The sequence below is a fragment of the Methylobacterium sp. CM6246 genome (genome assembly GCF_054818005.1).
The window spans coordinates 3,228,384-3,248,761 of the sequence record NZ_JBTXKY010000001.1; the positions used below are offsets into that span (position 1 = coordinate 3,228,384).

29 protein-coding genes are annotated in these 20,378 nt (G+C 63.4%); 13 read left to right on the forward strand and 16 right to left on the reverse strand.

Going from position 1 to position 20,378, the window contains the following annotated elements; genetic code table 11:
* The first annotated feature begins 42 nt into the window (after positions 1–42).
* From ACYQPG_RS15845 to ACYQPG_RS15855, 3 genes are all read left to right on the forward strand, one after another.
* On the forward strand, positions 43–675 hold the full coding sequence (locus tag ACYQPG_RS15845; RefSeq protein ID WP_419829785.1) for a PAS domain-containing protein: 633 nt from the start codon (positions 43–45) through the stop codon (positions 673–675).
* A gap of 655 nt (positions 676–1,330) precedes the next feature.
* A complete protein-coding gene (locus ACYQPG_RS15850) occupies positions 1,331–1,576 on the forward strand; it encodes a DUF6894 family protein (RefSeq protein ID WP_147939625.1) in 246 nt (81 codons plus the stop codon).
* A 141-nt stretch (positions 1,577–1,717) separates the two neighbouring features.
* Positions 1,718–1,987, forward strand: a complete 270-nt coding sequence (locus ACYQPG_RS15855) for a hypothetical protein (protein WP_147939636.1) — start codon at positions 1,718–1,720, stop codon at positions 1,985–1,987.
* A 211-nt stretch (positions 1,988–2,198) separates the two neighbouring features.
* Here the strand turns inward: ACYQPG_RS15855 and ACYQPG_RS15860 are convergent, their stop codons facing one another.
* The 3 genes from ACYQPG_RS15860 to ACYQPG_RS15870 form a co-directional block, all read right to left on the reverse strand.
* Positions 2,199–2,531: a hypothetical protein gene (locus ACYQPG_RS15860; RefSeq protein ID WP_461231216.1), complete on the reverse strand. Its 333-nt coding sequence runs from the start codon at positions 2,529–2,531 to the stop codon at positions 2,199–2,201.
* Positions 2,528–3,070 (reverse strand): hypothetical protein, encoded by a 543-nt coding sequence (locus tag ACYQPG_RS15865; protein ID WP_461231217.1) that lies wholly within the window; start codon positions 3,068–3,070, stop codon positions 2,528–2,530. Before ACYQPG_RS15865 ends, ACYQPG_RS15860 begins: the two co-directional genes overlap by 4 nt.
* Before the next feature lie 839 nt (positions 3,071–3,909).
* Positions 3,910–4,143: a hypothetical protein gene (locus ACYQPG_RS15870; protein WP_461231218.1), complete on the reverse strand. Its 234-nt coding sequence runs from the start codon at positions 4,141–4,143 to the stop codon at positions 3,910–3,912.
* An 806-nt stretch (positions 4,144–4,949) separates the two neighbouring features.
* Between ACYQPG_RS15870 and ACYQPG_RS15875 the strand changes: the two genes are divergently transcribed.
* Complete coding sequence (locus tag ACYQPG_RS15875; RefSeq protein ID WP_461231219.1) at positions 4,950–5,621, forward strand: SOS response-associated peptidase; 672 nt, start codon at positions 4,950–4,952, stop codon at positions 5,619–5,621.
* Positions 5,622–5,724: 103 nt separating this feature from the next.
* Positions 5,725–5,868, forward strand: coding sequence for a hypothetical protein (locus ACYQPG_RS15880; protein WP_187278442.1), 144 nt, complete (start codon positions 5,725–5,727; stop codon positions 5,866–5,868).
* A 100-nt stretch (positions 5,869–5,968) separates the two neighbouring features.
* On the opposite strand, the gene ACYQPG_RS15885 is transcribed toward ACYQPG_RS15880, so the two are convergent.
* The 4 genes from ACYQPG_RS15885 to ACYQPG_RS15900 all read right to left on the reverse strand — a co-directional run bounded on the left by ACYQPG_RS15885 (position 5,969) and on the right by ACYQPG_RS15900 (position 9,432).
* On the reverse strand, positions 5,969–6,721 hold the full coding sequence (locus tag ACYQPG_RS15885; RefSeq protein ID WP_147939620.1) for a Crp/Fnr family transcriptional regulator: 753 nt from the start codon (positions 6,719–6,721) through the stop codon (positions 5,969–5,971).
* A gap of 66 nt (positions 6,722–6,787) precedes the next feature.
* Entirely contained in the window at positions 6,788–7,048 is a 261-nt protein-coding gene (locus ACYQPG_RS15890; protein WP_461231220.1) for a hypothetical protein, read from the reverse strand.
* Positions 7,045–7,824, reverse strand: coding sequence for a Crp/Fnr family transcriptional regulator (locus ACYQPG_RS15895; protein WP_147939618.1), 780 nt, complete (start codon positions 7,822–7,824; stop codon positions 7,045–7,047). Before ACYQPG_RS15895 ends, ACYQPG_RS15890 begins: the two co-directional genes overlap by 4 nt.
* 936 nt (positions 7,825–8,760) lie before the next feature.
* On the reverse strand, positions 8,761–9,432 hold the full coding sequence (locus tag ACYQPG_RS15900) for a class I SAM-dependent methyltransferase (protein ID WP_419829789.1): 672 nt from the start codon (positions 9,430–9,432) through the stop codon (positions 8,761–8,763).
* A gap of 461 nt (positions 9,433–9,893) precedes the next feature.
* Here ACYQPG_RS15900 and ACYQPG_RS15905 point away from each other — a divergent pair, with 461 nt between their 5' ends.
* Together ACYQPG_RS15905 and ACYQPG_RS15910 are read left to right on the forward strand one after the other, a co-directional pair.
* Positions 9,894–10,823: a class I SAM-dependent methyltransferase gene (locus tag ACYQPG_RS15905; protein WP_419829790.1), complete on the forward strand. Its 930-nt coding sequence runs from the start codon at positions 9,894–9,896 to the stop codon at positions 10,821–10,823.
* A gap of 988 nt (positions 10,824–11,811) precedes the next feature.
* Positions 11,812–12,057: a hypothetical protein gene (locus ACYQPG_RS15910; RefSeq protein ID WP_419829791.1), complete on the forward strand. Its 246-nt coding sequence runs from the start codon at positions 11,812–11,814 to the stop codon at positions 12,055–12,057.
* A gap of 419 nt (positions 12,058–12,476) precedes the next feature.
* Here ACYQPG_RS15910 and ACYQPG_RS15915 read toward each other — a convergent pair whose 3' ends face one another.
* Entirely contained in the window at positions 12,477–12,953 is a 477-nt protein-coding gene (locus ACYQPG_RS15915) for a heme utilization protein (RefSeq protein ID WP_246692729.1), read from the reverse strand.
* Positions 12,954–13,173: 220 nt separating this feature from the next.
* Between ACYQPG_RS15915 and ACYQPG_RS15920 the strand changes: the two genes are divergently transcribed.
* Positions 13,174–13,407 (forward strand): hypothetical protein, encoded by a 234-nt coding sequence (locus ACYQPG_RS15920; RefSeq protein WP_419829792.1) that lies wholly within the window; start codon positions 13,174–13,176, stop codon positions 13,405–13,407.
* Positions 13,408–13,713: 306 nt separating this feature from the next.
* The gene (locus ACYQPG_RS15925; protein WP_147939613.1) at positions 13,714–13,974 is read left to right on the forward strand and encodes a hypothetical protein; all 261 of its coding nucleotides are present in this window, start codon (positions 13,714–13,716) and stop codon (positions 13,972–13,974) included.
* A gap of 66 nt (positions 13,975–14,040) precedes the next feature.
* Here ACYQPG_RS15925 and ACYQPG_RS15930 read toward each other — a convergent pair whose 3' ends face one another.
* Entirely contained in the window at positions 14,041–14,610 is a 570-nt protein-coding gene (locus ACYQPG_RS15930; protein ID WP_461231221.1) for a fasciclin domain-containing protein, read from the reverse strand.
* A 706-nt stretch (positions 14,611–15,316) separates the two neighbouring features.
* Between ACYQPG_RS15930 and ACYQPG_RS15935 the strand changes: the two genes are divergently transcribed.
* On the forward strand, positions 15,317–15,460 hold the full coding sequence (locus ACYQPG_RS15935) for a hypothetical protein (RefSeq protein ID WP_187278441.1): 144 nt from the start codon (positions 15,317–15,319) through the stop codon (positions 15,458–15,460).
* A gap of 174 nt (positions 15,461–15,634) precedes the next feature.
* Complete coding sequence (locus ACYQPG_RS15940; RefSeq protein ID WP_461231222.1) at positions 15,635–16,108, forward strand: CYTH domain-containing protein; 474 nt, start codon at positions 15,635–15,637, stop codon at positions 16,106–16,108.
* An 89-nt stretch (positions 16,109–16,197) separates the two neighbouring features.
* On the opposite strand, the gene ACYQPG_RS15945 is transcribed toward ACYQPG_RS15940, so the two are convergent.
* Complete coding sequence (locus tag ACYQPG_RS15945) at positions 16,198–16,341, reverse strand: hypothetical protein (RefSeq protein WP_187278440.1); 144 nt, start codon at positions 16,339–16,341, stop codon at positions 16,198–16,200.
* A 171-nt stretch (positions 16,342–16,512) separates the two neighbouring features.
* On the opposite strand from ACYQPG_RS15945, the gene ACYQPG_RS15950 reads away from it, so the two are divergent.
* Positions 16,513–16,791, forward strand: coding sequence for a hypothetical protein (locus tag ACYQPG_RS15950; RefSeq protein ID WP_147939609.1), 279 nt, complete (start codon positions 16,513–16,515; stop codon positions 16,789–16,791).
* 170 nt (positions 16,792–16,961) lie between these two features.
* Here the strand turns inward: ACYQPG_RS15950 and ACYQPG_RS15955 are convergent, their stop codons facing one another.
* Complete coding sequence (locus tag ACYQPG_RS15955) at positions 16,962–17,273, reverse strand: hypothetical protein (RefSeq protein WP_147939608.1); 312 nt, start codon at positions 17,271–17,273, stop codon at positions 16,962–16,964.
* A gap of 228 nt (positions 17,274–17,501) precedes the next feature.
* Between ACYQPG_RS15955 and ACYQPG_RS15960 the strand changes: the two genes are divergently transcribed.
* Positions 17,502–18,311 (forward strand): IS5 family transposase, encoded by an 810-nt coding sequence (locus tag ACYQPG_RS15960; protein WP_461230899.1) that lies wholly within the window; start codon positions 17,502–17,504, stop codon positions 18,309–18,311.
* A 107-nt stretch (positions 18,312–18,418) separates the two neighbouring features.
* On the opposite strand, the gene ACYQPG_RS15965 is transcribed toward ACYQPG_RS15960, so the two are convergent.
* The 5 genes from ACYQPG_RS15965 to ACYQPG_RS15985 all read right to left on the reverse strand — a co-directional run bounded on the left by ACYQPG_RS15965 (position 18,419) and on the right by ACYQPG_RS15985 (position 20,300).
* Positions 18,419–18,658, reverse strand: a complete 240-nt coding sequence (locus ACYQPG_RS15965; RefSeq protein WP_147939607.1) for a hypothetical protein — start codon at positions 18,656–18,658, stop codon at positions 18,419–18,421.
* A gap of 9 nt (positions 18,659–18,667) precedes the next feature.
* Positions 18,668–18,868, reverse strand: coding sequence for a hypothetical protein (locus tag ACYQPG_RS15970; RefSeq protein WP_147939606.1), 201 nt, complete (start codon positions 18,866–18,868; stop codon positions 18,668–18,670).
* A gap of 6 nt (positions 18,869–18,874) precedes the next feature.
* Positions 18,875–19,060, reverse strand: a complete 186-nt coding sequence (locus ACYQPG_RS15975) for a hypothetical protein (protein ID WP_147939605.1) — start codon at positions 19,058–19,060, stop codon at positions 18,875–18,877.
* Between the two features lie 4 nt (positions 19,061–19,064).
* Positions 19,065–19,220 (reverse strand): hypothetical protein, encoded by a 156-nt coding sequence (locus ACYQPG_RS15980; RefSeq protein ID WP_246692728.1) that lies wholly within the window; start codon positions 19,218–19,220, stop codon positions 19,065–19,067.
* A 192-nt stretch (positions 19,221–19,412) separates the two neighbouring features.
* Positions 19,413–20,300: an amidohydrolase family protein gene (locus ACYQPG_RS15985; protein WP_147939604.1), complete on the reverse strand. Its 888-nt coding sequence runs from the start codon at positions 20,298–20,300 to the stop codon at positions 19,413–19,415.
* Positions 20,301–20,378 lie beyond the last annotated feature (78 nt).

Sequence of the window (20,378 nt, forward strand, 5' to 3'; positions counted from 1 at the left end):
GATGCTGTTCGTTGGTCGAATTGCGAAAGCGTCGGATCGTGCATGCCGCGTAAGTCACCTGAAAGCGCCCTGTGGTCACGCTCTCTGACGCTCGCTGCGCCCAGCATCGGCGTCTGGGAGACTGATCTCGAAGCCGACCTGACGCGTGGTGATGCGGTAGTAGCCCGTCTCTTCGGCTGGTCAGAGGCAGAGGCTGAGGAAGGCGTTCCGATCTCACGCTTTCTGTCGGCCATCCACCCGGATGATCTGGCCCAGGGTCAGGAACGTCGCCGCCGCATACGCGAGGAGGGGGGTGTTTTCGTCTGGGAGCACCGCGTCGTACCAGCGCCGGGGGTCGTGCGCTGGGTGCTGGCACGCGGTCAGTTCTGGCGAGATGCGAATGGCCGGATGTTCGGGCGGGGCATCGTCATCGACGTAACCGACAGCCGACGTGACGGGCACACTGACGGGCCAGCCCGGTTCCTAACCACCCCCGAGGTATCTGGTCCGCTCCTGGAGTCCATAGCCGAGCGCGCTCTGGAGATTGAGGAGATAGGTCGTGGCCTTGATGACGAAACCGCGAGGCAGGTTCGCCCTTTGATCGAGGGTCTGCTGTACGAGCTTGGTCGGCAAATCTCTGCATCACTGGCAGAGGACCCGACACCCGAGCGTCCGTCAGACCAAACGATGCACTGAGCGATACACGACACCAACGGCGATGTGCGAGCGGTGCTGCCCTTTGCTTATCGACACCTTTGCCCGAAGATACGAGCGGCTCGGGCCTGCGGATCAGGGTTTTGCCTCAGCCGCGATCAGCCGTCTCCCACAACAGAATTAGAAGCTGACGCGGCTTAAGCGGGGTCCTGGATGCACCTGAATGGATGCAGGAGCAGCACGCACTCGTCCTCGACGCCACAAGGAGCATCGGGCAGGCCCGCAATGCCTACTGTGTCCTGCGGAGCATGCTGCGCGGAGTGTTGCTTTCTCGGGTTCCAGCGATGCGGCGTCGTATCGCAGCATAGAAAATCCTTGGACCTCTCGAAGGTCGCACTGAGGACGCCTGCGGCCAGTGAATCCGCAATCTACGACGACCTTCGTCGTGGAAGAACTCCATCAAAAATTACGTTTACCCTCAAAGGCATCATCGCGTTGTGCCATCCGAGTTGCCCCCTCTCTACGCCGCCTGGAAGACCGGTGCGGACGAGGAAGACGCGGCGGATCTCAGGGGTTAGTCAGGTAATTCGCTTGAAGCCGCATCAACCTGCGACTGCCTCCGTACATTTCGTCACGTTCTCGTAACCAGATCAGCCAATTCAGGTTTTTCTGAAGGGGCGCACCTGGGATGGCGCCGATGCCGCTGTTTTTCTTCGATTTGCGGTCGCGACGTGGGCTGATGCCTGACGACACTGGGCTTGAGTTCGCGAGCGCTGAGATCGCGTATATCGAGGCTTGCAGAGCCATCCCTGAATTAACGACCGAACTCGTGCACGCGGGCGGTATTCCCCAGGGCTACGCTTTCGAGATTGCGGATGAGGCAGGGCGCATCCTGTGGCGGATCCCGTTCAGCGAGATCCTTGGCAGGAAGGCTGGGCTGTGACCTCACCGTGGCTGCGCGAGCAGATCGACACGCATCAGCCATTCTTAAAGAGCCAACTGCCAAAGCCGGTATCAAGCGGGCGGCGATCAAATGCGCGATCCTGGTCGCGCACCCGGTGAGGGAGTGAGCGAGCTTACGACCATGACCACCAATGGCAGGCACTGGTTCTACGATAGCAGGCTGATGGTCTGCTCGTTCTGCCTGCTGTCGGTCGTTGCGATCTTCTGGCAAATGAGCAGGTTCGAAGGCTTTCAGCCTATCTTCTCCTGCGCCAGCGCGAAAGACGTTGATCGCTTGCTGCTCTCGTCGGGGGTGGACGCCTGCATGAGCAGTGCGCGCTCTCAGGTCGAAACAGAGCGATGCATGCGGACCGTCTATGTGCTGGCCTGCATGAAGGAACAGTGGCGTTAGAGGAGGAGATCCGGCAGCGCGACAGAGATAAGACCTCTGTGCCGAACGACGATTATTCGCCCTTCGCCTTGAACGCCCAGACCGGCACGCCCCAGACCTGACCCATTTTATCGCGGCGCTTCGACCTCGTTCGAACGCCACCCACTGCGGCTCGACGGGCTGAGCGCGGTCGCCGGTAATCCGCACGGCGAAGAACTGCGTGCAGATGCGCTCAGAGCCGGATCGTCGTCAGCACCGCGATCGACATGTTCTTCGACGAATGGCGACGCGCAGTGAGCGGCACGACGAAGAACATGTCGCGACGATGCGCCGTTTCGTGGGGCGGTTGATACGGGTAGGTCGGGGGCAACAGCGTTGAAGGCGGCGATCTTGCCAGCGTTCGTCGGCTGCCGACCAGCCGGACGCGAAAAGCCCCGCCGCGTGTTGAGATCACGGCGGGGCTTCCCGAGAGCGAATGGAGGTCGCGCCCCATCCTGTCCGCAGGATGACCCAACATGGTTAGCGGCGAGTTAATGGCTGACATGGGCGGACCAATCTGGGTCATGCTGCGGCCTTCCGATCTCGGGCGCGCCACGCATCGCGGGCGGCATGGCATCGAGCGACGATGCTCTCGATCCAGTCGGCGTCGGCGTTGGTGACGGTGCCGAGCCTCTGAACGGCGCGGAGCCGGTCCTTGTCGGCCCTTGCGAGGGACTTGCCCCCGAACGCCTTCGGGAGGGTCCAGTCCATTTGGAGGCAGTATCCAGCGATAACCCACCAGGGCTCGATCTTCTTCGTGCACCAGATCGGTAGCCCCCCACGGTGGGACGCCGCGTCAGGCGCATCAGGGTCGGACTTCGGCTTCTGGCGGCGTTGTGAGGCGGCCTGACCCGGATCGAAGTCCGCGGCCTCGGACAAGTCGAACGGCGCGGCCTGAGGGCTGCCTGCCTCCTCGATCACCTTAGCAAGCACGTGCCAGTCGAGACCAGCGCCGACCAGGATCCGGCTGATCGCGCCGACCGCGTTGACCACCTCGCCCTCGTGCTCGGTCGCGAGGCGCGGGATGATCTTGGCGAGCTTGGCAGCGATTTCGCGAGGGATCATTGCTGCACTTGCTCAGTTAACGTTTGCGGCGCACCATGAGCGCTCGACCGGCGTGCGACCGTTCGGCTACCACCTCGCACCAAACGGATTTGAACGGTCCCGCCACTGAACCCTGACACCGATCGGAAGGACTGCCCACCATGATCCTAAAGGGCTTCTCTTACGCGATGATTGGGGCGTTCGCCTGCGGCCTCGTGATGACGTTCATTGGCTCGGCCAGCCAGATACTCGGCCTCTAGCGCTGCTGACCGGCGGGTGGCTTGAGCCATCGCCGGAGATGATTTGATGGATCGGCGGCGGGGTGCGAGCCCCGCCGTTTCCATGAGCACCATCATGCCCGTGCCCTGCCCTTTGCGCCGGGCAGTAGATCTGCCCAGGCGGTCCAGATGATCGCCGTCCTGTTGTCGGCGCGACTTGGATCGGCGGCGACGACCGCGTGCAGCAGATCGTCGAGAGCCGCCAGACCACCGGCATGATCAGCCTCGATGCTCTTGCGACGGAGAGCCACTGAAGGCGAGGGCGGCCGGGGCGTTCGGCCCGTGGTGCTCGATGTCCTGCACGAGGGTGATGATCGAGGCGACGGTAGGGGGATCGATGCCGGGGGCGCTCAAGCTACGGTCTCTATCGTGGCGAACTCGGCCATCTCCTCGTCGGTGGCGGCGACGGCGGAGCACCACCATTGCATGTGGACCGGGATCGGCATCTCGTAGGTCGGCACCCGGTAGGAACCGAAGGCGTCGCGCCGGATCTCCCTGCCGGTGTCCTCAATCAGTCCGGCGTCGAGCAGAACCTTCAGCGTCTTCGGGAATGTACGCTGTTGGGGTCTCTGCTTCAGGTGCCTAATCGTCGTCCACGAGCCTGAGCGTCAGGTCGAGAAGCTCCGGGACGTTGGCTCGCCCGGAACCAGGGACTGCCGACACCAGGGATACGCGGTAGAGATGTCCACTCACCTTCACCGGAAGGCCGAGCACCGCGCTGAACTCTACGCCATCGCGCGGTGACGCCTGGACCCGGATGCGCAAGCGTTCGTTGCCGAGGTCCGTGACGGTGATTGGTTCGGGCTCCCAAGTCATGTGACATGCCCTGCGCTCACGCGGCCGTCAGGATGAATGACGCCGGATCGAGCCTCATGCGGTTACCGTGTCATGGCACTCGGTAGCCTTCGACTAGGATACCGCTGCAATCCACGGGGCGCCACTTCACGGGCGGTAGGTCGGACCGCACACAGACGGTTTACCGCTACATGCAAACCTGCGGAACAGGCCCCCGCGCCGAGCATTTAGCGAACTGCCATGCTTTGGTCCTGCCTGATCCTCGTCGCCGAACAGGCGTTCGTACCCGCGCAATGGGAACGTGCCTCAGCGCGGAAGGAGGGCGTACACGAAGCGCTCTGGCTCGGCTTCGTCGGCACCATGGTAGGCGCCGGGGCGCTCGTCTTCCTGACCGGAACGATTCAGATCAGCGGCATAACTCACTGCGCGAATTGGCACCGGAAGTACGCCTCGACGCAACTCGCTGCTCGTCCGCTACCGCCCCTGTCCCCCGAACGCCACGGCAATCTGCCGCTTGAGCACCATGCCGCCGCCCCCGGTGGAACGGCTAGGATGTAGAACTATGGCAAGTGGCAGTCCGTCCAATCGCGGGCTGGACCAACTACCGCTGCCGACCGTCATTCCCGTTCCGGGATCGCCTCAAGCGCAGCCGTTCTGTCTCCGATAACCGTCCTCGATCACTGTGCAGCTTGGGCCACGTCACGTACCCGGCCCCATTGCCGTGAGGAACGGCATCGAACCCCGCCAGCCCTGAAACGATGGGCGGCGGGGCAGCGATCGTCGTCTCGGGGTCCCAATCTCCACCGCGGCGTTGGCGAGCGAGCCGAATGTGCAACCTGTACAGCTTGGTCCGTGGGCAGTCGGAGATCGGCCGGGTGTTCGGCGCCGAGCGCGATGACACCGGCAACCTGCCCCCGCTGCCGGGTATATTCCCCAACACCTCGGCTCCCGTGATCCGCATGCGCGACGCCGCCCGTGCCTTGTCGATGATGCGCTGGGGCATGCCCTCCCCGGCCTTCGCGTTGAAGGGGAAGAAGGTCGATCCCGGCATCACCAATGTGCGCAACACGGCCTCGCCGCACTGGCGCCGCTGGCTCTCGCCCGAGCACCGCTGCCTCGTGCCGTTCACGAGCTTTTCCGAGAACGAGAAGGCCGCAGACGGCTCGCACCCGCCGGTATGGTTCGCTCTGACGGAGGATCGGCTTCTCACCTGCTTCGCGGGCATCCTGACCGAGGGCTGGCAGAGCGTGCGTAAGGTCAAGGACGGCGAGACAACGGACGACCTCTACGCCTTCCTGACCACCGAGCCGAACGCCGAGGTTGGCGCCGTGCATCCGAAGGCGATGCCGGTGATCCTTACGAAGCCGGAGCAGTGGGCGACGTGGCTGTCGGCGCCCTGGCCGGAAGCGAAGGATCTTCAGCGGCCCTTGGCCGATGATGCCCTGGTCGTCGTCGCCCGCGGCGCTCGCCGGGATGGTCGAGCCGACGATTTGGATTAAGGACAACCGCCTAGCTTCATCACAGTCCCGCCGCGATCGGCGCGCCTCCTGAAGGCAATGGCGGGGGCGGTCCGCCGGTATCACGCCGCCAGGAGTACCCCGCATGCGGAACACTCTGCTGGCCCTTCTGGCCGTCGTCGTCGTCATGGCCGCCCACGGCGTGGCCAAGCTGGTGCTGCTGCCGTTCCGTGCGCTGCGTGGCCTGTTCCAACACAGCGCAAAGCCATCGCCGATCACGGTGCGCTAACCAGATCCCGGCACCTTATCGGGACGCAGGTGAGATAGACGACCTCCCCCGTCAGCCCGTGATCAGATCGGGCGACGGGGCCGAGTCAGTCGCGAGAGATTTACTCTTCGTCCTGGCTACCCAGGTGCAGGTAGGTCGGATCGAACTCCCCGGCAGCTACCAGACCATCCCAGTTAAGGACCGTCAGGCGCCTGTTGCGCACGGTGACCAGCCCAGCGTCCCTTAGATCGCCAAGGGTTCGGTTGACGTGGACTGGCGTGATCCCGAGGGCATCAGCGAGTTCGGGCTGCGTCATCGGCAACGGGCAGCTTCGGTCCGGAGCCAGCCCGACTACGTCCAAGCGCGTAACTAACTCGACGAACAAATGCGCCATGCGGGCATAGGCTTCGCGCCTGCCGGTGTTGAGCATCCATTCGCGAACGAACGCGGCATCGATCAGTGAGATCCGCCAGAACGCGGCGCCGATGCGAGGATGGGCCTGAAACAGCGCCCGCAAGGAGTCGTGTTGGACGAAGCCGAGCCTGCACGGACCAACAGCAGAGATGCTGTTGTCGAGCACCTTCAAGTGCAGGCTCTGGATGTCGGGTACGTCGCCGGGGACGTGGTAGGCCGCGATCTGCCGTTTGCCCGAGAGAGTGGTCTTGTACGTGGAAACGAAGCCATCCAGCACCGCAAAGCAGCGGGACGGGCGATCCCCCTCGCGAACGATGTCCTGGTAAGCGTCGAACTGCGCCTCCTGCATCGGCAAGGCGATGAGTGCCGCCCGCTCCTCCTCAGACAGTTTGAAGAGCGCGATGCTCTCCACCTTTCGCAAGATCGGATTGGCATCAGACGGATGGGGTAAATCGGTCATCGCAGTCTCGTCCTACGAGCAAGAGTGCAATGACCCCGGTCACCAATTCCTAACATATGCATGTGTCTACGTCGCGGTTCTGGAGGCGATCAATCCGAGCTTGTCGGCGATCCAGCCCTGTGCGTGATCGAGGTCTACGAACAGCGGCGGGCTCAGATCGGCGACCCGCCCGAAGCCCACCTCCAGATACCACTTGCCCGCGTCGGTCTCGTGCATGTCCGAGAGCCGGACGAGCACCGCCACCAGGAAGCCCTCGTGGAAGACCAGTTGGCTCTCCTGATCGTCGCTGCCGGTGGCAACCTGCACAGGTTGGAGGCGCAAGCTCATGCTGCGACCCTCGCTCCGAGGTGGAGGTAATCCGGCCTGAACTCGGCCAGGGCTTCCAGCCGAGCCAGATCCAAGATCTCCACCCGACTCTCCGAGAACGCGATCAGCCCCTGCTTTTGCAGGCTCGCCAAAGCGCGGTTCACCTGCACGGTGTTCTGACCGGTGGTGTCGGCCAGATCCGCCTGCGTGACCGGCAGGGCGAAACCATCCTCGGTCGCCCGGCCGACTGCACGCAGCCGCAGCAGCAACTCGCACATCAAATGCGCGATGCGCTCCTCGGCATTCCGGCGCCCGAGGTTCACGACCCATTCGCGCAGGGTCGCTTCGTCCACGAGGGTGGCGAGCCGCAGGGCGTGGGTGATGTCGGGATGATGCCGGAGCAGGTCCTGGATGGTTGCAAGATCGATGCGCACCACCTTGCACGCCGACAGCGTGCCGATCGAATGATCCATGCGCGCGAGCATCGCCACGTCGAGGTCACAATAGTCGCCGGGGATGAGGTAGGCCATGATCTGGCGGGCGCCGTTCGCCCGCATCGTGTAGCGGCAGGCGATGCCGTCCAGGATCAGGTAGACACCGTCGGGCTTGTCGCCGACGCGGATCAAGTCGGTCCCCGCCCCAACGGCCTGCGGGTTGGCGCTGATGCACCCCAGCACATCCCGGTCGGAATCGGTCAGCTTGGCGAGGCTATCAAGTTTCAGGATCAGAGGGTTGGTCGTCTCAATATGTGGACGCGATGCGTCGCGTTCGTCGTCCTGTTTGTTGCTATCCTGCATCGCCTCTCAACCGGGTTCACAAGAGTGCTGGGGGCCGATGCGTTTGGCACGCCACACGTGGGTCATCAGCGCGTGGGACTTAGATCGCGGGCAATCAGTTCCAAGGCTTGAGAGCGCCGCACCCGCCAATTCACAGCGGTTGGTTTCGCGTCATAGGTCGTCCCCGTTCATAGACCTGCTGGAAGAGCAGGGCTGGACCCCTTAAACGCCCGTTGACATCAACCTGCGGTAGCACGCAGGGACTACCTATGTTGAAAAAGCTCCCTCAAGGCGCCGCCACCTTCCGTGGTCGCGGCCGAGCGTTCGTCCACGGCACCCAAATCGTGTTGAAGGTCTGCCCGGAGTGCTCGCAGAGGAACGCTCCGAAGGCTGCCGATAAGGGCGTGTGCGGCTGGTGCGCCTACGTCCCCTCTTGCGAGGACGTGGAACCCGCGCAGCAGCTTAAAGCGGCGTAGGTATCGGATCGCTCCAAACGATGAACACGTTCTAAGGGCGGCCCGACATCTCGGCGCCCCCGGCACGAACTCTGCCTCTACGTCCTCGGACATCACACCGCCACTCCGAGGAACACCATGCCGTTAAAGGAGACGCCACGTATCCGACCGGACCTCTCCGAGGTCGATGCCGCGGTCGGTGCTCTCGCAGCTTTGGTCCTGGCCATCGAGCGCACGCCGAGTGCCCCCGAGGCCAGTCATTATCGGACCGCGATCCGGCGACATGGCCGAGCGCTCGCATCTTCGGGAGGCTCTGACATGATGCGGACCGTCCTCCGGAAGATCGGAGAACTATCACCAGCCTACGCAGACGCACGACGGGCAATCATCGCCACAGAGTGGGCTAGAACCAGCGCTTCGATGCGCTGAAGCTGTTCTCAGAGTGCATGCCCTACGAGAACGCCCGCGGGTGACCGCCACGCCGTGCAAGATCGTGACGGCGTCAGATTGCGGGCTTCAAGAATTTGCACTTCCCCCGCAACGGCCACGGCCCCTTGATCGCGTGCTCGGCGCAGAACGCGTCAACTGCCCGCTGGACACCGGGAAAACTCCCGCCCGTTGGGTCATAGTCATCGACGATGAACAGGCCGCCGGGACGTAGCACCTGCCACCACGCCGCGAGATCGGCGGCGACGGAAGCCTGCTCATGGCCCGCGTCGAGGTGGATCACGTCAGCCTGCACCCCGCGAAGGCGCATCAACTCGGCCGCATTCACCGAGTCGAGGGGCAGGGGCACCACGCGATCGGCCAGTCCTTCGCGTAACACGTTTGCTAGGAACGTTCGGTACAAACTCGGGTAGCCATGGTCCGTCGCGAGTTCCGCGAAGAGGCTGGGGTCGGCCCAATGATCGACGGCGCCAAGCCACGTATCGACCGCGATCACCGTGCCCGCGATCTCGTACTCAACCATCGCCTTGGCCATGTAGAGGGCGCTCGCGCCCTTCCATGCGCCAACCTCCACGATGACGCTCGGCCGCCATTCGCGAACTGCGTCGTCGAGGAAGACATGCTGGCTGCGCCATCCTTGGAGATCGAGCGGTCGAAGTTCGGCGGGCGGATTCGCGAACGGGTCTCGCCCGTACCAGAGGACGGCGAGGATATCGTCACGTGTCATGGCATTCCTGTCGGACCGACGATGGCCGTGAGGTGAAGGTGAAAGGTTGAGCGAGGCTCACGAAGAAGGCAGCCCCGTTCGCATCAGCAAGTCATAACGGTCCCGGCGGGAGCGGCCCCGCCCGAACACCGTCCAGAGAAGCTCGACGCCCTGCGCCCGGTCTCCACCAGCTTTTCCGTCTTCAGACCTTCGTTTCAAAGCCTCAGCGGCCGTATCACCACGACCGTGGGCGACCTGACGATCCACTTCGGAGCAACCGGCTGGCGCGGCGTATCTGGTTCCGGGAGCGTGTGGTGCAATGCATAGGCGAAATCAGGGCTGAGACGCCAAGCATGTCGCAGAAAACGAGGAAGCTACCCTTAACCGCGATCCCGCCAAAGAGTGCGTAGACAGTCTGACGATCTCGACTTTAAGTTGCAATCCCGGCATTTTCCTCTCCCGATTGGAGGGGGGGGGGAGTCATGCTGAAGCAAGCCGTCAGAAGTGCCGGACGCCGTGCAGGCGTAGACATCTTCAAAGCGAGCACGGAGCCATTTCGCTGGAGCCACACTGTCCATGACTACCACCCGGTAGCGCCATCCTCTCGATGGGAGCGGGGTAGCGCGCCGCATGGGCATCTTCGTTCGGTTCTGGCCCGAGAGACCGCGGCCTATGATGCTTTTCTTGATGCCCTGGAGCAGCACGCCGACCTGCTCCACACGGTGCCGCACGAAGCCAACGTCGCAGATCCGGTAACACCGCACTGGAACAACACATGGTTTACCGCGCTCGACGCTGCGGCGCTGATGACGATGCTCGCCTGGAAGCGACCGGCCCGCTACCTGGAAATCGGCTCCGGTAGCTCAACCTGCTTTGCTCGCTACACCATCAACGCTCTGCAACTCCCGACGCGGATCACATCGATCGACCCGATGCCCCGCCGGGAGGTCGATGCCATTTGCGACTGGACGGTGCGCAGCCCACTCGAAGCCTGCGACCTGAGGATCTTCGATGAACTGAAGGCCGGAGACATTGTGTTTTTCGATGGGTCACACCGTTCATTCGCAAATTCGGATGTGACGGTGTTCTTCCTTGAAGTGATGCCGCGTCTGGCCAACGGCGTGATTGTACAGATCCACGACATCTTCATCCCGGACGACTATCCCGCGGCTTGGAATTTTCGGCTGTACAACGAGCAGTACCTGCTTGCCGCGATGCTGATGTGTGGCGCTCCGCCGTTCCGCGTGACGGCCCCCGTCATGTACATATGCCAAGACTCCTCGATGAGCGCGCGGGTGAAGAGCGTCTTCGCGGCCCGCGGAACGGGACCCGATATTCCGTTTCTCTACCCGAACGACTCTGGCACGCCGGGCGCCTCATTCTGGTTCGAGATGACCGGCAAACCGGCTTGAGCCATCAATCGTCGGCTTATGCTCCATGCCGATGTTCGCTTCTCCGTCCTAGCTTCAGACCGCGGATGGTCCGGCCTACAAGAGGTATGTCCAGGCCGCTGCCTCCGCATCCAGATCGAACGCCTCGATCTCGACCAGCATGACCGTCCCCGACAGCGTGATCACGGCGCGGGTCATCACGGCCGATCTGTGAGGGCGGACGCAGTCAGTTCTTGGCAAGCCCCTGTCGCAGGCTGGCTGCCGCCTTCACCATCGACAGGACGCTGTCGCGCGTCTTTTCGTCGGAGATGTCCTCCGAGCTTGGCCGGATGTAGAACGAAACTGGAACGCGGTGATGCGGGTGACCGTGAACATCCGCAGGTGCCGTCCGTGTGTCACCGGCATCTGTGAACAGAGCGGGTCTCGGTGATAGATCGTTAACCATGAGGGCGCAGGATGACCGCAGCGATCGGCCTGCAGGCTGAGCATCGAAAGAGTAGCGCCGGGGCCGTTACACGGTCGGTCACGGCGCGGCCTAGCCGGTGAAGTCGCTCTAGGCCCGCCCGGTCCCCCTGGGCGGGCCTTGCTCGTTTCAGGCTTTGATCAATTGGCCACAGCACGGCACCATGGCACGTCCTCACAAGGGACACCCATCGGCCCGGTTCAAGTACGCCCCCGAGCATGGGGTGGGCTGATGGGCCTTGTGCGTTGACGCCGAACGGCGGGCTGCCTCGTGATCGGGGAGGGCAGCCTGTTTCCATTCGAGATCACTGCCAGATTACCACGGCAGCTACATCGTCATGGCTTGCCCAATCCAATCCCAGCATTACGGACTGGCACTGCCGACTGGCATCCCGATCTGAGACCCCTTCAAGCGTAGCCGTTCTGTATCCGATAACCGTCCTCGACCACTGTGAACCTTGGGCCGCGTCGCGTACCCGGACCCATCGCCGTGAGGAACGGCACGACGCCCCGCCAGCCCTGAGACGATGGGCGGCGGGGCAGCGCTATGGATGCTTTCGTGACTGCTATGCTCTCCCGTTCCGATGCGCTGCCGCATGACCCGCTCTTTCAAGCAGGGCGGCAGGTTGCCGAGGCGGAAGAGCGGCGCGAGCAGCAGATGCGCATCCTGTCAGGTCTCGCCCAAGGCTCGCCTGCGCGTGTCTATGCCGAGCACGTCCGGAGCGAGATCGATCGCACCATCGTGCTCAGCCGCATGCATCAGGAGCTAATTGAGAGCCTCCTGGCTGAGTGACGGGTGCCTTCATGGGTTGAGGCGTCCCAACGGCCAGCGGCTCATCCAGGAGCGTGCCCAGCCGATCACCAGTGGCATCGGCGACGCCCCGCAGCACTTCCATTTGAACCCTCCGCGCCTCAGCCAAGACGAAGGTAGCCTCGACAACGTACCGCTCGTCTGCAAGCCACGAAGCGCAGAACGCGAGGTCGTCGGCGAGAGAACCTTCGAGGCTGTTGGCCCCGCCGAACGGGCCTGTCTCAGAGAGGCAGGGCGGAGGATCTATGGCCATGGATCAGCAACCTGCTCACGACGGAAGGGCTCCCCGCGACGTTCACAACCTGCGCGCTGGACGGCAGCGATCAACGCCGAGCAAGAATGCGCCGAGGCGAAAGACGGTCTGACTGACTTTGTCGCGAGTCGGTGCGGGGCAGCTTCCGCTACCCTGTCCGTTTAGCGCTCCAACTGCCGCTACACTCGATCAGCCCGCCGGATGTGCTCCAGGTGCCGCTACCACTGCCCTTTGTGCTGAGGCTCCCGGCAATCGGCACCCTGTTAGCTCCCTTGGTGATCGTCGCCTTCACCGCACCTCGAGCAGATACACCGCCAGCGATGTCGATCTCGTCGCCGGGGATCGATGCGTCGCTGCCCCTGATTTGCACCTGATAGCTCGTGCTGGCTGAGCATGGCCCCTGGGCCGTCGCGGCAATGATCGTCCACGAGCCGTCGTACTGGTTCGGTATCTTCACAGCGGCATCAGCCGGACAGAGGAGGCCCGCCGAGATGGCGGTCGCGAGGATAGGCACGGAAATACGGGCCATCGATAACTTCAAATTTTGCTTCACCATCAACCTCGATGATTGGACACATTTGCGATCATACGAACGCAGCCGCTCAACAGTTTCCGCTGCGGCCAAAATCAATTTTCTTACGTGACCAAGCCTATGAGTAAGCTTAAGCTTCCCTCATCATGAAGCCCCCGACGCAGCCCCAATCATCGGTTCGTGCGGTGAAACTCTGGCGCGATCACGATCGTAGGGGACTGCTGACGCCATACTTCGGCGTCGTGCCGGGGCGTGCGGTTCCCCAACCTTCCTGGCTCTGGGCCGACGCGCCCGCCGAAATCAGAAGATCATGATGAGGAAGACGACCTTCGCTCTCGCTGCTGCAACCCTGCTCGGCAGCTTCACCCTCAGTGTCGGCACCGTGTCGGCGGCTCCAGTTCCGGTAAGCGGTCTTCAGACCGGCCAGTCGGATGTCACGCAGGTCCGTATGATGCACGGCGACCGCATGATGATGAAGAAGCGCATGATGCTTAAGCGGATGATGCACCGCCGCATGCTGCGCAAGCGGATCATGCATCGCATGTGAGAGGCTCACTGCCAGCATCGGGCGGGCTCCGGTGGAGCCCTCTCACCCTCTGTCGTTCCGCCCGATTACGAGGCTGACGCCTTGTCCCACTCCTACAGGCTCGCGGTGATGCCCTGCCCTGTGTACCGGGGCTGCTACCGCTGGATCGTGTCGTCCTCTGACGGCCTCTTCTCCGAGCGATCGGCTTATCCCTAGGCGACCAGGGGCTCCGCCCTGATCGTGGGCCGGATCCGGATGGCAGATCTCAGGGGCGATCAAATTTGATGGGAGACCGGGGATCTCTGCATACGCGATGGAGGAGGTCCGGTGATCGAAGACGGAAGCGGCCTCAGTTTAGAAGCCAGCGTCGATCCTGACCTACGCGCCGCCGAATACGTGCTCGGCAGCCTCGACGCTTGGGACCGCGCAGAGGTGACGCGTCAAGCTACAACCGATGCGCGAATGGCCGACCAGATACGGGTCTGGGAGCGGTGGTTGGCACCCCTACTCGACGCGATCCCCCCAGTGGCGCCACAGTGGAATTTACACGCGGCGCTGTTGAAAGCGCTGCCTGAACGCTCCGAGTGACAGCCTGCGGGAAGCGACCTGAGTAGAAAAAAGGGCGGCGCGACAAATGCCGCGCCGCCGTCGCGATCAGGGCATCAGCACGGCGTTGACGACGTGGATCACGCCGTTCGACTGCATCACGTTCGGGATGGTCACCACGGTGGTGCCGCCCTTCACGTCGGTGATCAGGACCTTCTTGCCCTGCACAGCCACGGCGAGCGGCTCGCCCTCGACCGTGGTGAGTTGGTTCTGTCCACTGCCCTTCTTGGCCAGCGCCATCAGATCCTTGGCGGTGTAGACGCCCGAAACCACGTGGTAGGTCAGGATCTTGGTCAGCGTCGCCTTGTTCTGCGGCTGGACGAGGTTCTCGACGGTGCCCGCCGGTAGCTTAGCGAAGGCAGCGTTCGTGGGTGCGAACACCGTGAACGGGCCGGGACCGCTCAGCGTCTCGACGAGACCCGCAGCTTTAACGGCAGCGACCAGCGTGGTATGGTCCTTGGAGTTGACCGCGTTCTCGACGATGGTCTTGCTGGCATACATCGGCGCGCCGCCGACCATCGGGTTCTTGGCGTAGGCTGCACCGGTCGCACCCAGGCCGAGGGCGAGGGTCAGGGCGAACGTCCGGGCCGCGCGGCGGCCTGTGCTGGTGTTGAACATCATAGTTCCTTCCGTTCCCCCTTCGCTGGGGGCAATGATGGCTCATACGGAGCCATCTGCGGAAAGGTTTCGGATCGTAGGCTCTCCGACCTGATCACTGATCGGTGAGCGTGAGCCCATCAGCGCTGCCGGGACGAGCTTGATCCGTCTCGCGGCCCCCGACTTGTTCACGGCAGACGCCCGATCCCTCGGGCCACGGCAATGATGCTTGCGACTACGAGGGCCACAGCGGCCATCGACAGTTTGATGCGCACCAACGTCAGACCCAGCCCCTTCATCACTGACCGGCCCGCAGCAGCTTTGCCGCTTCATCGGCGGTGAGCAGGTCGGACTCTGTCACACCAATCGTAGCTCCCCCGGCTTGAGCCGGATGCGCTTCACCAAGGCGCGCGACAGGCTTCCGACGACCTCCGGCTTCGATGCGGGCGGAGCGACTAAAGCCACAGCTTCCAACGCCTCTTCCGATGTCCCAGCCAACACCGCATACACACAGACCGCTTCGCACTCCTGCGACACGGCTACGAGATAGGCATGGCGCTTCGGCGAATGCGACATCAATCCGGCGTACGAGCCTCAGGCTCGCGCGTCACTGAGGAATGCGCCTGGGACACAGGTATCTGCAACACAGTCCCGCCGCGATCGGCGCGCCTCCTGAAGACAATGGCGGGGGCGGTCCGCCGGTATCACGCCGCCAGGAGTACCCCGCATGCGGAACACTCTGCTGGCCCTGTTGGCCGTCGTCGTCGTCATGGCCGCCCACGGCGTGGCCAAGCTGATGCTACTGCCATTCCGGGCGCTGCGTGGCCTGTTCCGACACCGACGCAAGCCAGCCCAAGTGACGGTCGGCTAAACCGGCAGCCCCTCTCGTTCAGGGATGGCCGAGCGGGCAACTTGCCGACGAGCACAATCGGCAATTCCCCAAGCCATGCACAGGACGCCATGGGGGGAGCCATCTGCCCTGTTTCGAGTCTACCTTTACATGAGTTAAAGAACGCGACCGCAACGGCACGAGCCCCTGCACCGCATGCCACTCGAAATCGAGCGCAAGTTTCTCTGCACGCCTGCCGTTCTGCCCCTCTGCCAATCCGGCACGCTCCTCGTCCAGGGCTACCTCTACACCGACGCCAACAACACCCTCCGGGTCCGCCGCGCGGGCGACCGAGCATTCCTGACGTGGAAGGGGCCGAAGAGCGGTGCCAGCCGGGAAGAGATCGAGACCGAGGTGCCGTTGTCGATGGGCGAGGCGCTGCTCGCCGACGTGCCGATGCACGCCCGCATCCAGAAGACCCGTTACCGGATCGAGCACGCTGGTGCGGTCTGGGACCTGGACGTGTTCGGCGGTGCCCACGACGGGCTGATCCTGGCTGAGATTGAGATGGAGCACGAGGACCAATTCGTCGTGCTGCCGCCCTGGGTTGGCTGTGAGGTGACGGCCGATCAGCGCTACCGTAATTCGCGGTTGGCCGCCTGGGCGAGACCGGACCGGCTGGCGGCCTGACACGCTCGATCCGACTGGAACGCGTTGGCTCTGCTGACCCCGGATACGGACTGGGAAGTGGTGCCTTCCAGATTGCGTCACGCTGATCATCAGGCCGGAAGGATGTGGAGCATCCCGCCGATCACGCTGAGTGTCCCCATGCCGATCAGCCCCGCGGCGATGTACATCCGCATCCAGCTTTGATCGGCGGTCACCGGGCGGTTCTCGTCGAGGTAGTCAGACCAATCGACCACGGGTCCCCATCGGGTTGCACAGTTAAGAGGGGGCGTCCTCTATGCCCGTGCCACGACGATGAGATGACCTTGGCCGTGTCAGGACGGCCCAAATTGTACGGCAGGCGACACGGTATCCAAGCTTCGGTATACGCCCCTCATCACGAGCAGTTGTGAATGAGGAAAAAGAGCATGAAGCAGCCAGATAATAAGCCCGAGAAAAAGGATTATTCAGAAATCCTGAAGCAGGAGGCCGACGAGATCACGGGTAAAATCGACGAAAAATTTGATAAGCTGGCTAAGAAGTTTCGAGATAAGGCCGACAGGGCAAAAGAGAAGCTGAACGACACGAAGAAGGAAGCCAAGCGGGCCGTTCTGCTTCGGCGCTTCGAGTTGTATGCCGACGCCGCGAACCACCTGGAGGAGTTCTCAGCCCCCAGGCGGGAGGGGAACGACAAGAGCGGCGACTGACCCCCCGCTAAGGCGTCACCTGCTTCAGCCTTCCGCTCCCAAGCCGCTGAGCTACAACAGGAGCGAGGCATAAGCGCTCGGGCATGGTTCATTCACGGCAAGCCAGTGAAGCGGCGCGGCACGTGTCGCGCCGCGCCGCGACGATCGAATGACCCGCCCCTTCGGCCTGTTCAGGCCGCTCGGTGAGCCTTCTGTCGGTTCCGATGGGCATCTCCACGCCGATCCTTCTTCCGACGCGTAACCGGAAGTGGGGTCTCCCCGTCCTCGGAGGCCCGCTCAGTGAGCGCGAAGTCGTGGAGCCGCTGCGCGCGTTCCAGATCGCCGTCCACGGCGCTCGTGAGGGCGTAGAAGGCGGCCCGCACGATGTCCTTCTTGGACGCCTTGGGGTGCTTCTCACGCACCGCGGAGACCAGTTCCTTCCGCTTGATCCCCGGTCCAGCCAGCCCCTGCAACGTCCCAGCGAGTTCCTCGATCGTAGCCATGTTGCCCCCTCAGCCGATGACCATAACCCCGGCTCGCCTGCGTTAGACCCCGAGTTCGTTGGCACCGCACGGAAGAAGGCGGGAGGCCCACGCTGCACTCGGGAGCGCGAAGGGACTTTCTAACCCAGATTACAATTCTATGACACAGCCACACCTTCGGCTTATTGATCGTTGCGGCTTGTCTAGAGGCTGTTATGAACTGAATGGGTGAGGTTTGCGTTTTTGGGCATGAGCGCAGGTCGTGCCGGCTATCCCTCTGACGTGTCCGATGAGGAATGGGCGCTGGTTGCGCCGTATCTGGCGCTGCTGCGGGAGAGTTCGGGCCAGCGTGACCACGACCTGCGCGAGGTGTTCAACGGCTTGCGGTTCATCGTGAAGACGGGGGCGCCGTGGCGGTTCATGCCGCACGACCTGCCGCCGTGGGCGGCGGTGTACCAGCAGACGCAGCGCTGGCTGGCTGCGGAGTGCTTCACCGATGTGGCCGGGGATCTACGGGCGGTTCTACGCATGGCAGGGGATCGCAAGCCGGAGCCGTCTGCGGTGATCCTGGACAGCCGGACGCTGCGGTCCTCGCCCGAGAGCGGCGAGCGGGCGGGCTACGACGGGGCCAAGCGCAAGCGCGGTTCGAAGGTGCATCTGGCGGTGGACACGCCAGGCCACGTGGTGGCGCTGCATGTCACCCCGGCCGATGCCGACGATCGCGGCGAGGTCGATCGCCTGACCGGCGCTGTGCAAGCGGAGACGGACGGAAGCGTCGAGACGGGCTTCGTCGATCAGGGCTACACCGGCGCGCGGGCGGCGGACGCGGCCCAGGCGCACGGTATCGCCCTGGAGGTGGTCAAGGCGCCCGAGGCCAAACGCGGGTTTATCCTGCTGCCGCGTCGCTGGGTGGTGGAGCGGTCCTTCGCCTGGGCGACGCGCTGTCGGCGCCTGGTCAAGGATTACGAGCGTTATGCCAGCACGCTGGCAGGACTTCATATGGTCGCCTTCGTCTGTCTCATGCTGAAACAGGCCGAACGACTTATGACAGGTTCATAACACGCTCTAGGCGCGCATACAACCATATTCCGCCGACGTTCCTTCCCGAGACCGGAACCTGCTCAGGCGCGCTGCCGCGGTGTGGCGCGCCTATCTTGCCTGCTCGTTCAATCCTGGGGCTCGCCCATCCCGATCTCGGTCAGCAGATCGCGTCCGGCCTGCGTCAGGAACCACAGCTTCCGCTCGGACGGTCCGCGTATCAGCCGCTCCTCGACGAGCCCGAGATCTCGCAGCACCGGCATGACGCTCGGGTGCGCGCCGTGCCGCATGCCCTGTGGGTACAGGGCGCAGGCGCGGAGAGCTTCTAGCTGAAGGCCGCGGAGAGGGGCGCGGATCTCGGTGGGCATGCCGTCGAATTACCGCCCCTCGACGAAGAGGAACAACAGGGTCGAGAGCGCCAGCAGCACCCCGAACGCATAGGCGGCGTGGATGTCCCTGCGGTCCAAAGCCACCCTCCCGCGCAGCACGAGGATAAGCTTGGTGGTCGTGATCACCGACCCCATTGCGGAAGCCATAATGGCCGCGAGTAGGATCCAGCCGGTCAAGGTCTGTGGCATGGCGAACTACTGCAACCGGCCGACCCCGGCGTTCAGACCAAGGTGCATGGCGAGCGTTAGCAGTTCGCCGACCGTGAGCCATTCGCCCCCATCGACGCGCCATCGATCGAAGTCGGCGTCGGGCTCGACGGTGTAACCGCGGGACGTGATCACCGTCACGGCCTCCACGATCGGATCCGAGTCCTCGAACATGCGGCTACGCGGATGCCACGATCATCCGGCGGCGCGCCTCGGCAAGGCGCTCCTCGTCGGACTGATCAGGCATGTCGGCGACCACCGTCTCAACGATCGTGCGCGTGGTCCCCTCGTCCAGACCAAGGCCACGGGCGAACCCGTCGAGACGTGCCATCATCCGATGCACCGCAGCCTTATCAGATTAGTTCAATGGCTCACTCATCGTTGGACCAAGGATTTCACTCCCCCACGGCTGGGAACGACATCGACGCGGATCCGCGCTGAGATATCCGCGCCCAGGAAGGTACGCGAGCGCTCTCAATCGAGCGATCTTGCCGAGATCCACGAGGCGTCGGAACCCTGATGAACATTAGGTACGGGGCATCCAGAATAGCTTGCGCGGCGCATCCACGAGGACGACGCGGCGATCCCCTGGGTCGGGCAACCACGCGTCGAGTTCGCCCCGAACTTGAGCGTAGTTCGTCACCTTCTCGAATTGAGTGTTCGGCCAGTCGCTTCCCCAGACGAGGTGATCGAGACCGAAATTCTCACGCAGCAGCGGTATCGCAGCCGCCGGTAAGTCAGCGCCGTTGCGGTACGAGCCGGATATCTTGACCCAGACACGACCCGTGCTCCCCGCAGTCAGCAATTGCCGGAAACCAGGATCATCGATGCCGAGCTTGGGGTCGGGCTTGCCGAAATGGTCCGCCACGACCTTCACACCACTCTTAAGCAGGCGGGGGAGCAACTCCGGCCATCGACGGGCCTCCGCCTGGATCTCGACCTGCCAGTTGAGGTCGGCGAGGCGCTTCAGCAGCATCGGCCAGGGATCGGCATCGAACTGCGGGTTCTGCGCACCGATCAGGTTGAGGCGGATGCCGACGACCCCAGCAGCAGCGAGTTCTCGCAGAGCGTCCTGCTGAATGTCGGGCTGCACCACGGCGATGCCACGGAAGCGGTCCGGGTAACGTTTCAGGGCCTCCAGCATGTAGCTGTTGTCGGTCCCGAGGAAACTCGGTTGAACGAGGACGCCGTTCGACATGCCGTTGGCGTCCAAGTTCCTGATGTAATCCTCAGGCGTCGCATCGTAGTCGGGCGCGTACCGGATGTTGGCAGCCAACGGCAGGCCACGCTTGAAGACATGCGCGTGGGAGTCGATGGCTGTCCCGGACGCATCCTGCGCCACGCTGCGTTGCGGCCAAGCACTTGCCGCAGCCAAGCCCACAATGGTCCCATGGAACATGCGTCGTGACATCATCGCCGCTTCCTTGCGATCACTGCTTCAGTGAGACGACCCTGCTGCGTTCGAAAACGCATCGGGAAGGGCATTCATTGA

Bases quoted from the DNA above. Each gene is read 5' to 3' on its own strand.
- ACYQPG_RS15845 (WP_419829785.1), top strand. From the start codon at position 43: ATGCCGCGTAAGTCACCTGAAAGCGCCCTGTGGTCACGCTCTCTGACG.
- ACYQPG_RS15850 (WP_147939625.1), top strand. From the start codon at position 1,331: ATGCCGCTGTTTTTCTTCGATTTGCGGTCGCGACGTGGGCTGATGCCT.
- ACYQPG_RS15855 (WP_147939636.1), top strand. From the start codon at position 1,718: ATGACCACCAATGGCAGGCACTGGTTCTACGATAGCAGGCTGATGGTC.
- ACYQPG_RS15860 (WP_461231216.1), bottom strand. From the start codon at position 2,531: ATGACCCAGATTGGTCCGCCCATGTCAGCCATTAACTCGCCGCTAACC.
- ACYQPG_RS15865 (WP_461231217.1), bottom strand. From the start codon at position 3,070: ATGATCCCTCGCGAAATCGCTGCCAAGCTCGCCAAGATCATCCCGCGC.
- ACYQPG_RS15870 (WP_461231218.1), bottom strand. From the start codon at position 4,143: ATGACTTGGGAGCCCGAACCAATCACCGTCACGGACCTCGGCAACGAA.
- ACYQPG_RS15875 (WP_461231219.1), top strand. From the start codon at position 4,950: ATGTGCAACCTGTACAGCTTGGTCCGTGGGCAGTCGGAGATCGGCCGG.
- ACYQPG_RS15880 (WP_187278442.1), top strand. From the start codon at position 5,725: ATGCGGAACACTCTGCTGGCCCTTCTGGCCGTCGTCGTCGTCATGGCC.
- ACYQPG_RS15885 (WP_147939620.1), bottom strand. From the start codon at position 6,721: ATGACCGATTTACCCCATCCGTCTGATGCCAATCCGATCTTGCGAAAG.
- ACYQPG_RS15890 (WP_461231220.1), bottom strand. From the start codon at position 7,048: ATGAGCTTGCGCCTCCAACCTGTGCAGGTTGCCACCGGCAGCGACGAT.
- ACYQPG_RS15895 (WP_147939618.1), bottom strand. From the start codon at position 7,824: ATGCAGGATAGCAACAAACAGGACGACGAACGCGACGCATCGCGTCCA.
- ACYQPG_RS15900 (WP_419829789.1), bottom strand. From the start codon at position 9,432: ATGACACGTGACGATATCCTCGCCGTCCTCTGGTACGGGCGAGACCCG.
- ACYQPG_RS15905 (WP_419829790.1), top strand. From the start codon at position 9,894: ATGCTGAAGCAAGCCGTCAGAAGTGCCGGACGCCGTGCAGGCGTAGAC.
- ACYQPG_RS15910 (WP_419829791.1), top strand. From the start codon at position 11,812: ATGGATGCTTTCGTGACTGCTATGCTCTCCCGTTCCGATGCGCTGCCG.
- ACYQPG_RS15920 (WP_419829792.1), top strand. From the start codon at position 13,174: ATGAGGAAGACGACCTTCGCTCTCGCTGCTGCAACCCTGCTCGGCAGC.
- ACYQPG_RS15930 (WP_461231221.1), bottom strand. From the start codon at position 14,610: ATGTTCAACACCAGCACAGGCCGCCGCGCGGCCCGGACGTTCGCCCTG.
- ACYQPG_RS15935 (WP_187278441.1), top strand. From the start codon at position 15,317: ATGCGGAACACTCTGCTGGCCCTGTTGGCCGTCGTCGTCGTCATGGCC.
- ACYQPG_RS15940 (WP_461231222.1), top strand. From the start codon at position 15,635: ATGCCACTCGAAATCGAGCGCAAGTTTCTCTGCACGCCTGCCGTTCTG.
- ACYQPG_RS15950 (WP_147939609.1), top strand. From the start codon at position 16,513: ATGAAGCAGCCAGATAATAAGCCCGAGAAAAAGGATTATTCAGAAATC.
- ACYQPG_RS15955 (WP_147939608.1), bottom strand. From the start codon at position 17,273: ATGGCTACGATCGAGGAACTCGCTGGGACGTTGCAGGGGCTGGCTGGA.
- ACYQPG_RS15960 (WP_461230899.1), top strand. From the start codon at position 17,502: ATGAGCGCAGGTCGTGCCGGCTATCCCTCTGACGTGTCCGATGAGGAA.
- ACYQPG_RS15965 (WP_147939607.1), bottom strand. From the start codon at position 18,658: ATGCCCACCGAGATCCGCGCCCCTCTCCGCGGCCTTCAGCTAGAAGCT.
- ACYQPG_RS15970 (WP_147939606.1), bottom strand. From the start codon at position 18,868: ATGCCACAGACCTTGACCGGCTGGATCCTACTCGCGGCCATTATGGCT.
- ACYQPG_RS15975 (WP_147939605.1), bottom strand. From the start codon at position 19,060: ATGTTCGAGGACTCGGATCCGATCGTGGAGGCCGTGACGGTGATCACG.
- ACYQPG_RS15980 (WP_246692728.1), bottom strand. From the start codon at position 19,220: ATGATGGCACGTCTCGACGGGTTCGCCCGTGGCCTTGGTCTGGACGAG.
- ACYQPG_RS15985 (WP_147939604.1), bottom strand. From the start codon at position 20,300: ATGATGTCACGACGCATGTTCCATGGGACCATTGTGGGCTTGGCTGCG.